Annotated in this window: 12 protein-coding genes and 1 tRNA gene; 6 read left to right on the forward strand and 7 right to left on the reverse strand. The window is 66.5% G+C overall.

Annotated elements, in window-relative coordinates; translation table 11 throughout:
• The first annotated feature begins 215 nt into the window (after window positions 1–215).
• From IE224_RS00100 to IE224_RS00120, 5 genes are read left to right on the forward strand one after another with little or no spacing between them, the layout of a single operon-like run.
• The gene (locus IE224_RS00100; RefSeq protein ID WP_167621821.1) at window positions 216–782 is read left to right on the forward strand and encodes a F0F1 ATP synthase subunit delta; all 567 of its coding nucleotides are present in this window, start codon (window positions 216–218) and stop codon (window positions 780–782) included.
• Window positions 782–2,317, forward strand: coding sequence for a F0F1 ATP synthase subunit alpha (gene atpA / locus IE224_RS00105; RefSeq protein WP_167621822.1), 1,536 nt, complete (start codon window positions 782–784; stop codon window positions 2,315–2,317). The genes IE224_RS00100 and atpA overlap by 1 nt, the downstream gene beginning before the upstream one ends.
• A gap of 12 nt (window positions 2,318–2,329) precedes the next feature.
• Window positions 2,330–3,208, forward strand: a complete 879-nt coding sequence (locus IE224_RS00110; RefSeq protein WP_191307049.1) for a F0F1 ATP synthase subunit gamma — start codon at window positions 2,330–2,332, stop codon at window positions 3,206–3,208.
• A gap of 17 nt (window positions 3,209–3,225) precedes the next feature.
• Window positions 3,226–4,650 (forward strand): F0F1 ATP synthase subunit beta, encoded by a 1,425-nt coding sequence (gene atpD, locus IE224_RS00115; RefSeq protein WP_167621824.1) that lies wholly within the window; start codon window positions 3,226–3,228, stop codon window positions 4,648–4,650.
• Window positions 4,651–4,659: 9 nt separating this feature from the next.
• Complete coding sequence (locus IE224_RS00120) at window positions 4,660–5,109, forward strand: F0F1 ATP synthase subunit epsilon (RefSeq protein WP_191307051.1); 450 nt, start codon at window positions 4,660–4,662, stop codon at window positions 5,107–5,109.
• A 53-nt stretch (window positions 5,110–5,162) separates the two neighbouring features.
• Here IE224_RS00120 and IE224_RS00125 read toward each other — a convergent pair whose 3' ends face one another.
• Window positions 5,163–6,140, reverse strand: coding sequence for a GlxA family transcriptional regulator (locus IE224_RS00125; RefSeq protein WP_167621826.1), 978 nt, complete (start codon window positions 6,138–6,140; stop codon window positions 5,163–5,165).
• Window positions 6,141–6,271: 131 nt separating this feature from the next.
• On the opposite strand from IE224_RS00125, the gene IE224_RS00130 reads away from it, so the two are divergent.
• A complete protein-coding gene (locus IE224_RS00130) occupies window positions 6,272–7,678 on the forward strand; it encodes a class II 3-deoxy-7-phosphoheptulonate synthase (RefSeq protein WP_191307052.1) in 1,407 nt (468 codons plus the stop codon).
• A 158-nt stretch (window positions 7,679–7,836) separates the two neighbouring features.
• Here IE224_RS00130 and IE224_RS00135 read toward each other — a convergent pair.
• From IE224_RS00135 to IE224_RS00160, 6 genes are all read right to left on the reverse strand, one after another.
• Window positions 7,837–7,912, reverse strand: a tRNA-Ala gene (locus tag IE224_RS00135).
• A gap of 34 nt (window positions 7,913–7,946) precedes the next feature.
• Window positions 7,947–9,299 carry a cytochrome P450 gene (locus IE224_RS00140; protein WP_191307055.1) on the reverse strand — a complete coding sequence of 451 codons (1,353 nt, stop codon included), beginning with the start codon at window positions 9,297–9,299 and terminating at the stop codon, window positions 7,947–7,949.
• On the reverse strand, window positions 9,296–10,486 hold the full coding sequence (locus IE224_RS00145; protein ID WP_191307057.1) for an alpha/beta hydrolase: 1,191 nt from the start codon (window positions 10,484–10,486) through the stop codon (window positions 9,296–9,298). The genes IE224_RS00140 and IE224_RS00145 overlap by 4 nt, the downstream gene beginning before the upstream one ends.
• A 58-nt stretch (window positions 10,487–10,544) precedes the next feature.
• A complete protein-coding gene (locus IE224_RS00150; RefSeq protein WP_167621830.1) occupies window positions 10,545–11,225 on the reverse strand; it encodes a M48 family metallopeptidase in 681 nt (226 codons plus the stop codon).
• Window positions 11,226–11,264: 39 nt separating this feature from the next.
• Window positions 11,265–12,446, reverse strand: a complete 1,182-nt coding sequence (locus IE224_RS00155; RefSeq protein WP_191307059.1) for a vWA domain-containing protein — start codon at window positions 12,444–12,446, stop codon at window positions 11,265–11,267.
• The gene (locus IE224_RS00160) at window positions 12,446–12,610 is read right to left on the reverse strand and encodes an apolipoprotein acyltransferase (RefSeq protein WP_191307061.1); all 165 of its coding nucleotides are present in this window, start codon (window positions 12,608–12,610) and stop codon (window positions 12,446–12,448) included. The genes IE224_RS00155 and IE224_RS00160 overlap by 1 nt, the downstream gene beginning before the upstream one ends.
• Window positions 12,611–12,683 lie beyond the last annotated feature (73 nt).

Here is a 12,683-nt window from a genome sequence, read left to right on the forward strand (position 1 = left end):
CGGGCCTGCCATGCGCGGCGATCGGCCGGGGCCGGATCCGAAGGTCGCAACCCTCTCATTTCCGTGCGCTATCCGGTTGCCCGGCCCGCATTCACCTGCTAGAGACGCCGCAGATTTCCGAACGGCCCTCCATAAGCCGTGCGAATGCGACCCGCACCCCGCGACAGACCGGCAGCAAACCGGCCCGCCAGTGGGGTTTGCGCAAACCGTAAAGGATGACCGTGGCCAACTCTGTTTCCATGTCCCAGAGCATCGCCGGGCGCTATGCGCAGGCCGTCTTCGACATCGTCAAGGAAGACGGGGGCCTGGACGCCCTGGCTCAGCAGACCGAGGATCTGGGATCGGCGCTGAAGGACAGCGCTGACTTGCGCGCCTTGATCAGCTCTCCCATCTATACCCGTGACGACCAGTCGCGCGCGATCGCGGCGTTGTCGCAGCGGATGGGCCTGTCGCCGGTGCTGGCCAACACGCTGCAGTTGATGGCCCGTAACCGCCGCCTGTTCGTGCTGCCGCAACTGGCGCGCCAGTTGCAGGCGCTGATCGCCGAGGAGCGGGGCGAAGTCACCGCCGAGGTGACAAGCGCCGTGGCCCTGACCGACGACCAGCAGACCCGCCTGCGCGACACCCTGGCGCAGAAGTCGGGCAAGAAAGTGAAACTGAACACCCGCGTCGATGAGGCTCTTATCGGCGGCATGATTGTCAAGCTGGGTTCGCAGATGATCGACAGTTCGATCCGCTCGAAGCTCGCTTCCCTCCAGAATGCTATGAAAGAGGTCGGATAATGGGAATCCAGGCAGCCGAGATTTCGGCCATCCTCAAGGATCAGATCAGGAATTTCGGTCAGGAAGCCGAAGTGGCCGAAGTGGGCCAGGTGCTGTCCGTCGGTGACGGCATTGCCCGCGTCTACGGTCTCGACAAGGTGCAGGCCGGCGAGATGGTCGAGTTTCCGGGCGGCGTCCGGGGCATGGTGCTGAACCTTGAAACCGACAACGTCGGCATCGTGATCTTCGGCGACGACCGCGACATCAAGGAAGGTGATACCGTCAAGCGCACCCGCTCCATCGTGGACGTGCCGGTCGGCAAGGGCCTGCTGGGCCGCGTGGTGGACGCGCTTGGCAACCCGATCGACGGCAAGGGCCCGATCGAGTACACCGAGCGCCGCATCGCCGACGTGAAAGCCCCCGGCATCATGCCGCGCAAGTCGGTGCACGAGCCGATGGCGACCGGCCTCAAGTCCGTCGACGCCATGATCCCGGTCGGCCGTGGCCAGCGCGAACTGATCATCGGCGACCGCCAGACCGGCAAGACCGCGATCGTTCTGGACACGATCCTGAACCAGCAGAACTACAACGGCCGCGAGGCCGAGGGCATGAAGACGCTCCACTGCATCTACGTCGCCGTCGGCCAGAAGCGTTCGACCGTGGCCCAGCTGGTCAAGAAGCTGGAAGAAACCGGCGCCATGGCCTACACGACTGTCGTCGCCGCGACCGCCTCCGACCCGGCGCCGATGCAGTTCCTGGCGCCCTATTCGGGCACCGCGATCGGCGAATACTTCCGCGACAACGGCATGGACGCGCTGATCATCTATGACGACCTGTCCAAGCAGGCCGTGGCCTATCGCCAGATGTCGCTGCTGCTGCGCCGTCCGCCCGGCCGCGAAGCCTATCCCGGCGACGTGTTCTACCTGCACTCGCGCCTGCTGGAGCGTTCGGCCAAGCTGAACGAAGCCAATGGCGCAGGCTCGCTGACCGCTCTGCCGATCATCGAGACGCAGGCGGGCGACGTATCGGCCTATATCCCGACCAACGTGATCTCGATCACCGACGGCCAGATCTTCCTGGAAACGGAACTGTTCTTCCAGGGCATCCGCCCCGCCGTGAACACCGGTCTGTCCGTGTCCCGTGTGGGTTCTGCCGCCCAGACCAAGGCGATGAAGTCGGTCGCCGGTCCGGTCAAGCTGGAGCTGGCCCAGTACCGCGAGATGGCCGCCTTCGCCCAGTTCGGGTCCGACCTCGACGCGGCGACGCAGCGCCTGCTGAACCGCGGTTCGCGCCTGACGGAACTGATGAAGCAGCCGCAGTATCGTCCGCTGACCAACGCCGAGATCGTGATCGTGATCTATGCCGGCACCAAGGGTTATATCGACAACGTGCCGGTGCGCGACGTCGTTGCCTGGGAAGACGGGCTGATCCAGTTCCTGCGCAACCAGAAGGCCGACCTGCTGGACGACATGACCCGCAACGACCGCAAGGTTTCGGGCGATCTGGAAGACGCGATCAAGGCCGCTCTGGACGCATACAACAAGACCCGCGCCTGAGAGGGGGAATAGATGCCCAGTCTCAAGGATCTCAAGAACCGGATCGGAAGCGTCAAGAACACGCGGAAGATCACGAAGGCGATGCAGATGGTCGCCGCCGCGAAGCTGCGCCGTGCGCAGGATGCGGCGGAAGCCGCGCGCCCCTATGCCGACCGGATGGCGGTGGTGATGGCCGGACTGACCGCGAATGCGGCCGGTTCGTCCTCGGCGCCGCGCCTGCTGGCCGGGACGGGCGCCGACCGCAAGCACCTGCTGGTCGTCATGACCTCGGAGCGCGGGCTGGCCGGCGGCTTCAACAGCTCCATCGTCAAGCTGGCGCGGCTGCACGCCGACCGCCTGCGCGGCGAGGGCAAGGAAGTCGCGATCCTGACCGTCGGCAAGAAGGGCCGTGAACAGCTGAAGCGTGAATACGGCAGCCTGTTCGTCAGCCATGTCGACCTGTCCGAGGTCAAGCGCGTCGGCTATGACAATGCCCGCGCCATTGCCGAGGACGTGCTGGACCGCTTCGAGGCCGGCGATTTCGATGTGGCAACGATCTTCTACAACCGCTTCGAATCGGTGATCAGCCAGGTTCCGACCGCGCGCCAGATCATCCCGGCCGAAGTGCCCGAAGGCGAAGCGGCTGGCGGCGGGTCCGACCTCTATGAATACGAACCCGGCGAGGAGGCCATCCTGGCCGACCTGCTGCCGCGTTCGGTCGCGACGCAGATTTTTGCGGCGCTTCTGGAAAATGCGGCTTCCGAACAGGGGGCGCGGATGACGGCCATGGACAACGCCACGCGCAACGCGGGCGACATGATCGACCGACTGACGACCGAGTACAACCGCTCGCGCCAGGCTGCGATCACCAAGGAACTCATCGAAATCATCTCGGGCGCCGAGGCGCTCTGACACGTAGGGGTAGAGACATGGCAGAGGCCAATGGTAAAATCACGCAGGTGATCGGCGCCGTCGTTGACGTGCAGTTCGACAATCACCTGCCCGCGATTCTGAACGCGCTTGAAACCACCAACAACGGCAAGAAGCTGGTCCTGGAAGTGGCCCAGCATCTTGGCGAGAACACCGTCCGCACCATCGCCATGGATTCGACCGAAGGTCTGGTCCGCGGCGAGCGTGTGACCGACACCGGCGGCCCGATCACCGTTCCGGTCGGCGACGTGACGCTGGGCCGCATCCTGAACGTCGTGGGCGAGCCCGTGGACGAAGGCGAGCCGCTGGCTGTGTCCGAGCGCCGCGCGATCCACCAGCCCGCGCCCGAGTTCTCGCAGCAGGCGACCTCGTCCGAGATCCTGGTCACCGGCATCAAGGTCATCGACCTGCTGGCCCCGTACTCCAAGGGCGGCAAGATCGGCCTGTTCGGCGGCGCAGGCGTCGGCAAGACCGTTCTGATCATGGAACTGATCAACAACATCGCCAAGGTGCACTCGGGCTATTCCGTGTTCGCGGGCGTTGGCGAACGGACCCGCGAGGGCAACGACCTGTATCACGAGATGGTGGAATCGGGCGTAATCAAGCCGGACAACCTGGCGGAAAGCCAAGTGGCCTTGGTTTACGGCCAGATGAACGAGCCTCCCGGGGCGCGGATGCGCGTCGCCCTGACCGGCCTGACCGTGGCCGAGCAGTTCCGCGACGCCACCGGCACCGACGTCCTGTTCTTCGTGGACAACATCTTCCGCTTCACGCAGGCCGGTTCGGAAGTGTCGGCGCTGCTGGGCCGCATCCCCTCCGCCGTGGGTTACCAGCCGACGCTGGCCACCGACATGGGCGCGATGCAGGAACGCATCACCTCGACCAAGAACGGCTCGATCACCTCGATCCAGGCCGTGTATGTTCCGGCCGACGACCTGACCGACCCGGCGCCCGCCACGACCTTCGCCCACCTGGACGCCACGACCGTTCTGTCGCGCGCGATCTCGGAACTGGGGATCTATCCGGCCGTGGACCCGCTGGATTCGAACAGCCGTATCCTCGACCCGGCTGTCGTTGGCGAAGAGCACTATCAGGTCGCCCGCGACGTTCAGGGCATCCTGCAGAAGTACAAGTCGCTGCAGGACATCATCGCCATTCTGGGCATGGACGAACTGTCCGAGGAGGACAAGCTGACCGTGGCCCGCGCCCGGAAGATCCAGCGTTTCCTGTCCCAGCCCTTCGACGTGGCGAAGGTGTTCACCGGTTCCGATGGCGTCCAGGTGCCGCTGGAAAAGACCATCGCGTCCTTCAAGGCCGTGGTCGCGGGTGAATACGACCACCTGCCGGAAGCCGCCTTCTACATGGTTGGCGACATCGAGGACGTGAAGGCGAAAGCCCAGCGTCTCGCGGCAGAAGCCGCGTAAGGGGGCGAGATGGCCGATACCATGCAGTTCGACCTCGTGTCGCCGGAACGGAGCCTCGCCTCCGTTCCCGTGCGCGAGGTTCGCCTGCCGGGCACGGATGGCGACCTGACCGCCATGCCCGGCCACGCGCCGACCATCGTCACGCTGCGGCCCGGTCTGGTCACGGTGGTGGCGGCCGACGGATCGCAGACCGAGTTTGCCGTCACCGGCGGCTTTGTCGAGATCGGCCCCGATTCGGTCAGCCTGCTGGCCGAACGCGGCCATGCGCGCGACGAGATGACCCAGGACGTCTTCAACGACATGATGGCCGAGGCTCATCGCCGCCGCCGCAGTGCGGAAGCCAAGCGCGACACGGTTGGCGATGACATTGTCACCGCGGCCACCAAGCTGCTGGCCGACATGGAGGCCATGGGCACCCATATCGGCCTAGATCCGAACCAGTCCACCGTTCCCAACTGAGAACGGCGTCAGCGCAAGAATTGCCCCGGTGCGACAGTCGTGCCGGGGTTTTTCTATGCCTGGGGGGGGCGTCCGGTGCCCCGTTCGCGATAGGGCGTGCTGCCGTAGAGCGCCCGGTAGCATTTCGAGAAATGCGAAGGGCTGGAAAACCCCGAGGCAAGCGCGATCTCGATGATCGACATCTCGGTCTGCATCAGCAGGTTGCGCGCGCGTGCTAGCCGGGTTTCCATGTAATACCGCTTGGGGCTGCGGTTCAGATAGCGGCGGAACAGCCGTTCAAGCTGGCGGGTCGACATGCCGGCGTCTTCTGCCAGGCGGGCGGGGCTGATCGGATCCTCCAGGTTGCCCTCCATCCGTGCGATGATCGCGGCCAAGCGCGGGTGACGGACGCCGATCCGCGTGGGGATCGACAGGCGCTGACGGTCCTGGTTGGTGCGGATCGTGGTGTGCAGCATCTGGTCGGCGACCTCGGTCGCGATGGCGTCTCCCTGCGCCTCGGCAATCAGGTTCAGCATCATGTCGATGGACGAGGTGCCCCCCGCCGCGGTCAGCCGGTTGCCGTCATTGACGAAGACCGACCGATAAAGGTCCACCTGGGGAAAGGCCTCGGCGAAGCCGTCGTGGTTTTCCCAGTGGATCGTGGCCTTGCGGCCATCCAGAAGACCGGCCTCGGCCAGGATCCAGGTGCCGGTGCAGACGGCGCCCAGGGTCGGGCCGCTGCGGGCCTGCTTGCGCAGCCAGTTCAGGACAGGCTTCGATGCCTCGCGCGCGATGTCGGTGCCGCCGCAGACGATGATCACGTCCTCACGCTCGGGGGCCGGATCGGCATCGAGTCCCGCATCCAGGGCCACGCGCGTGCCGTTGGAACAGGCGGCCCATTCCTTGCCCGGTCCGACCAACCGCCAGGAATAAAGCTGCCGCCCGGCGGCGCGGTTGGCCAGCCGCAGCGGCTCGATCGCCGCGGTAAAGGGCAGCATGGTGAAACGGTCCAGCAGCAGGAACGTGAAGCGGCGGGGCTTGTCGGATGTCATGAGGGCAGTCTTCGCGCGAGATCGGGCGACATCATCAGGAAATAACGGCTGCCGCAAGGGGATCCGCCACCTTCCCCCCGGCGCCATTCCCGTCTATATCTGCCCGACCATTTTTCCAAGGAGTCCGTGCCATGACGCAGGAGAACCGCAAGACCGCCACCCAAGCCTGGGACAAGGCCGGCTGGCGCGCCTATCCCCGTGTGCAGATGCCGGACTATCTGGACCAGACCGCGCTTGCAGGGGTCGAGGCGCAGCTGCGCCGCTATCCGCCCCTGGTCTTCGCGGGCGAAGCGCGCCGCCTGAAGGCCCATCTGGCCGAGGCGGCGGCAGGCCGCGCCTTCCTGCTGCAGGGCGGCGACTGCGCCGAAAGCTTTGCCGAGTTCAGCGCAGACAACATCCGCGACACCTTCAAGGTGCTGCTGCAGATGGCGGTGGTCCTGACCTGGGGCGCGCAGCTTCCGGTCATCAAGGTCGGCCGGATGGCAGGCCAGTTCGCCAAGCCTCGCAGCGCGCCCACCGAGGTCCTGAACGGGGTCGAGTTGCCCAGCTATCGCGGCGACATCATCAACGGCTTCGACTTTACGGCCGAGGCGCGGATCCCCGATCCCCAGCGGATGCTGGCGGCCTATACCCAGGCAGCCGCTTCGCTGAATCTGCTCCGGGCCTTCTCGACCGGCGGGTTCGCGGACATGCACCGCGTCCAAAGCTGGATCGCGGATTTCGTGGGCGGGCCAGAGGCCGCGAAATACCGCGACATCGCCGGCCGGATCAGCGATGCTATGGCCTTCATGCAGGCGGCGGGCGTCAACTCGGACACCGCGCACCAACTGTCCAAGGTCGATTTCTACACCAGCCACGAAGCCCTTCTGCTGGAATACGAAGAAGCCCTGGCGCGCGTCGATTCGACGACCGGCCTGCCGGTGGCGGGATCGGGCCACATGATCTGGATCGGCGACCGCACCCGGCAAGTAGACGGCGCCCATGTCGAATTCTGCCGTGGCGTCCAGAACCCCATCGGCCTGAAATGCGGCCCGACCACCACGGCCGAGGATCTGAAGGTCCTGATGGCCAAGCTGAACCCGGAAAACGAACCGGGCCGGCTGACCCTGATCGCGCGCTTCGGGGCGGGCAAGGTGGGCGACCACCTGCCGCGCCTGATCCAGACCGTCCGGGCCGAGGGCGCCAATGTCGTCTGGTCCTGCGACCCGATGCACGGCAACGTCATCAAGTCCTCGACCGGATACAAGACGCGGGCCTTCGATTCGATCCTGCGCGAGGTGCGGGAGTTCTTTGCAGTCCACAAGTCCGAGGGCACGATCCCCGGTGGCGTGCATTTCGAGATGACCGGCAAGGACGTGACGGAATGCACGGGCGGCGTCCGCGCCGTCACGGACGAGGATCTGTCCGACCGCTATCACACCGCCTGCGACCCGCGCCTGAACGCCAGCCAGTCGCTGGAACTGGCCTTCCTGGTGGCCGAGGAACTGCGCAACCGGCGCGAAGCTTCGGTCCAGGCCCCGGACGCCGTGGCAGTCTGAACCGACGACCCGCAGCCGCCCTTATCGGGCGGCTGCTTTCTTCAGCGGAGGCTTTCGCGTTCAGGACACGCCCGCTCTGCAAGGCATTGCCGGATGTTGGTTCAAATAGGCCGGCATGGCGCAAAATGTGACGGCCAACGATGATCCTGTGGTGAAACTGGTGGAGCCGAGGGGAATCGAACCCCTGGCCTCGTCATTGCGAACGACGCGCTCTACCAACTGAGCTACGGCCCCACTGGCGTCCTTTTTCCCGGCCAGCGGGGGAATGTCAAGCGGATGATGCAGCCTTGCGCGGGGTCAGGTGGATGGCGATGCCGTCGCGGGCGCGGACGGTCAGGCGCGCGACTGGGATGGGCGGCACGGGACCAGGGCTCAGGCGGAAGGCGTCCAGGACGCGGGCCAGCATCACCACCCCTTCGATCATCGCAAGGCCCGCGCCGGGGCAGGCGCGTTCCCCGGCCGAGAAGGGGATGAACGCGTCGCGGATGCTGGGCCGGCTTTCGGGGCAGGACCAGCGGGCGGGGTCGAAGCGGTCGGGATCATCCCACAGGCGCCTGTGGCGGTGAAGATGCCAGGGCGACAGGACCATTTGCGCACCTTTCGGGACGGGGCGACCGCGCATCTTCTGCGGGCGGGCGGCCTCGCGCACCATCATGGGGACCGGGGGGTAGAGTCGCAGGGCTTCGCGAAACACCGCCCGCGTGACACGCAGGGCATTGACGCCGGCCATGTCGGGGGTCAGGGCCGCCGCCTCGGCCGCGACGGCTTCCTGCCATTGGGGATGGGCGGCCAGCAGCCACAGGGCCCAGGACAGGGCGGATGCGCTTGTTTCGTGGCCCGCCAGGAAGAAGATCGCTACCTGGTCCACCATCTGGGGTTCCGAAAAGCATTGGCCCGTCTGCGGGTCGGGGGTGGTCATGATGCGCGTGGCAAGATCGTCCGGCGCATCGCCCCGGCGGATCGCCTGCATCCGGGCCGCGACCAGATCGGCGATCAGCCCGCGGATCTGGGTGGCCGTCTGGCGGGTGCGGCGGGAATGGGGCTGCGGCAGCCAGCGGGGCCAGGGCAGAAGGCCGGCCAGGTTGACGACGGGCTGTGCCTCCTGATGGGCGCGGAAGGCGGCAAAGACCTGCGTCGCCGTCTCGTGCTCGATGGGCATCGAGAAGAGCGCGCGGAAGATCACGTCGGCGGCGGCATGGCTGGCCGGTGGCTCGATGTCCTGGAGGCCGGGCTTCAGGCGCGCGACCATGGCATCGGCCGCTTCGAAGATGGCGGGCAGGGTTTCGTGCAGCCTGCCGCCGTCGAATGCCGGGTCGATGATCCGGCGCTGCGCGGCCCATTCCGGCCCGTTGGTCACGAAGACCGAATTTCCCAGCAGCGGCGCCAGTCCCGCGCGGAGCCGGTTCGATTTCGGGAACTCGCCAGGGCGGTCCTTCAGGATCAGCCGGATCAGCGCGGGATCGTTGCAGAGGAAGCTGTGGACCAGCGGGCTGCGGAACTCGGCCATCCAGGCACGGTACAGGCGGTCGGGCAGGGCTGAAAGCAGGTCGCGGCGGAATGCGCGGGCGAAGCGCAGGACGCTGCCGCGTCCCTCGGTCGCCTGGGGGCGCGGCGGGATCATGGCAGGCCCGGTCCGGCAGGGGTGGCGATGCGTCCGGGCGAATGCTTGCGGCCCGCGAAACGGTCAGCCAGCGTCTGCGGCCCGGCGGTGATGGCGAAATAGTCATAGTCGCCCGGCCGGTCGAAGGCGCAGAGATATTGGAGGTGCAGCCGGAACCACCGCCACCGCATGTCGCGCTGCTGCTGCGGCGACAGCGTGTGCGTGAAGGCCGCGGACAGGACCAGCGGCCAGCGTTGATCCGCACCCGCCACGCCCGTGACCGCCACGGGATCGCACAAGGCGAAGCTGCAGGGATCGCCGGGCGCCGTCACGTCCACCCAGAAGATGTCCGTCTGTTGGGAGAGATAGGCCAGATCAGCCCGCAGCCGCTGCGCGCGCGGCAGGAAGGCCGCCATTGGCACGACATGGCCCAGCGTCATCAGCGACAGGGCGGGGCCGTTCGGCCTCCGGCCCCGGCGTAGCAGATCGGCTAGCATCGACACGGCCAGATAGGCGCCCGAGGAATGGCCGACCAGCAGGACCTCGTCCAGCTCGTCGTCCACGGCTTGGGCCAGCCGGTCGGTGAAACGCTTCAGCCTTTCTTCCAGCCCGGCCGGGTAGGCACCCTTCATGCTGGCAGTGAAGGCATAGTCGTGCATCAGGTAATAAGCGAACAGGCGGTGGTCCTGGGACCGGGCAAAGGCAAGAACGCCCCAAGCCAAGCCGGCGGCGGTCAGCAGGCCCAGCCAGAAGATCCCTGTCAGGGCGGTGACAGCCCAGCCTGCCAGTCCCGCCACAGTCAGCGCGCACAGAAGCTGCGCCAGCAGCATCGCCAGCGGATAAAGCGCCGCCAGAACCGGCCCCCGCCGCAGCCGCATCAGCCGCCGCAGCGCGCCCGAGCGGATATAGACCCAGGCCACCCGCAGCATCTGCCCGTAGGTGCCCCCGATCCCGGCCCGCATCGAGGCCTGGACCAGATCGGACCAGACCAGAACCTCGACCTGCGACTGCGCCTCGGCTTCGGGAAAGCAGGCGCGGGTCGCCCAGCCGAAGCCCGCCGCGCCACCATGCCGCTCCATCGCCAGATCATAGCCGCAGATCGCGGCCTGCTTGCGCGATTCGCGCCGATACAACTCTCGGTAGCGGCGCGGGGGCATGGGGTCAAAGCCCGGAACATACAGGACCAGGCGGCGGAAGGGTCGTGTCATGGGCAATCCGTCAAGCGCCGGACCAGAATAGGCAGGCCTGCCGAGCTCGCAAGGCGATTCAGCCCTGCCAGCGGTTCTGCAGCGCCTCGATCGCCGCAATCCGGCGGTCGACGGGGGGATGCGACAGAAGCCAGGCGGGGGCGGATCCAGAGCGGCTGCCTGTCAGCCGTTCAAGCTTGCGGAACAGCGAGATCTGCGGAGCGGTCCCCAATCCCGCCCGGATCATCAGGGCACTGGCGAAGCGGTCCGCCTCGAATTCGTCGTCGCGCGACAGGCGGGCGGCGACGGCGGTGGCGATCAGCCCGGCAATCCAGGCACCAAGCCCCGGGATGATCCGGCCCAAAATCCCGGCAAGCGCCATGCGGATCGCGTTCTGCCCCGCAAAGTCGATCATCCGCCGCCGGGCATGGCCGTGGGCCACATGGCCCAGTTCATGGGCAATGACGCTGGCCAGTTCCTCGGGGGTGACCTCGCCCGCGTCCAGCTTGCGGATGAAGCCGCGGGTCAGGAAGATGCGCCCGTCGGGGGCGGCAAGGCCGTTGACGGGGTCCACCTCATAGACATGGGCGCTGACGGGGGGCAGGTCCATGGCCCGACCCAGCCGTTCCAGCATGGGCGTCAGGCGGGGGTGGTTCAGCGGGGTCGATTTCTGGTTCAGTTCCTGCCGCAGCCGCCACAGGGAAAAGAACCACATGGCGGCCAGATACAGAACCAGCAGGATGATCGGCAGGTATTTCATGGCACCAATATGGCCCCGCCTCGGCCCCCGCGCCAGAGGTCAGCCAAGGATCCGCATCGCCTGGGTCAACCCGTCCAGCGTCATGGGCATCATGCGGTTTTCGAAGATATTCCCGATCATCGCTATGGACTGGGTGTATCCCCAATGCGCCTGCGGGACGGGGTTCAGCCAGATGTGATCGGGCCAGGTCTCCACCGCGCGGCGCAGCCAGACCTCGCCTGCCTCGGGGTTCCAGTGTTCGTTGGCCCCGCCCGGCACCGCGATCTCGTAGGGCGACATCGACGCATCGCCCACGAAGATGCATTTGTAGTCGCGCCCGAAGCGGTGCAGCACGTCCCAGGTGGGCGTCTGTTCCGTCCAGCGGCGGCGGTTGTCCGTCCAGACGCCTTCGTAAAGGCAGTTGTGGAAATAGAAGTGCTCCATGTGCTTGAACTCGGCCCGCGCGGCCGAGAACAGCTCGTCCACGACGCGGATATGGTCGTCCATCGACCCGCCCACGTCCAGAAACAGCAGCACCTTGACGGCATTGCGCCGTTCCGGCCGGGTCTGCACGTCGATATAGCCGTGATCGGCCGTGGCGCGGATCGTGGCGGGCAGGTCCAGCTCGTCCTCCGCCCCATGCCGCGCCCATTGGCGCAGGCGCTTCAGCGCGACCTTGATGTTGCGGGTGCCTAGTTCGACATTGTCGTCGAAATCGCGGAATTCGCGCTTGTCCCAGACCTTGACCGCGCGGCGGTGGCGGGATTCGTCCTGGCCGATCCTGACGCCTTCGGGGTTGAAGCCATAGGCGCCGAAGGGCGATGTTCCGGCGGTGCCGATCCACTTGCTGCCGCCCTGGTGGCGCCCTTGCTGTTCGGCCAGCCTTTCACGCAGCTTCTTCATCAACTCGTCAAAGCTGCCGCTGCCCTGAAGTTCGGCCTTCTCGGCCTTGGTCAGCAGTTTCTCGGCCAGCTTTTCCAGCCATTCGCGGGGGATGGCCTGTTCGGTGACAAGCGCCTCTAGGGGGATCTGTTCCATGCCGCTGAATGCCTCGGCGAAGGCACGGTCGAAACGATCGATGTGGCGTTCGTCCTTGACCAGCACCAGCCGGGACAGGTGATAGAAGCCGTCAACGGACCAGTCGGCAAGGCCCGCCTGCATCCCGCCCATCAGGTCCAGCCATTCCCGCAGCGAGACCGGAACCCCCTGCCGGCGCAAGCTGTCCAGGAACGGGATGAACATCACATCGTCCGGTCAAGGATGACGGTGGCGAACAGGCCCAGCAGGGCAAAGGCGATGCCGAAGCCCGCCGCGTATTGAGCGCGGTCGCGCCACGTGCCGCCCAGCTTGCCGGCCCGGCGCCAGCCCAGGAATGCACCGATAATGGCGGCGGCGATGACGATCATGAAGGCCCCAGGCTTTGCTTCTGGCCTTTCAGATAGCCGCTGGCCGGGGAGGGCGCAACCGAGGGGCAGGGGA

The organism is Paracoccus aerius, from assembly GCF_014656455.1.
Lineage (GTDB): Bacteria > Pseudomonadota > Alphaproteobacteria > Rhodobacterales > Rhodobacteraceae > Paracoccus > Paracoccus aerius.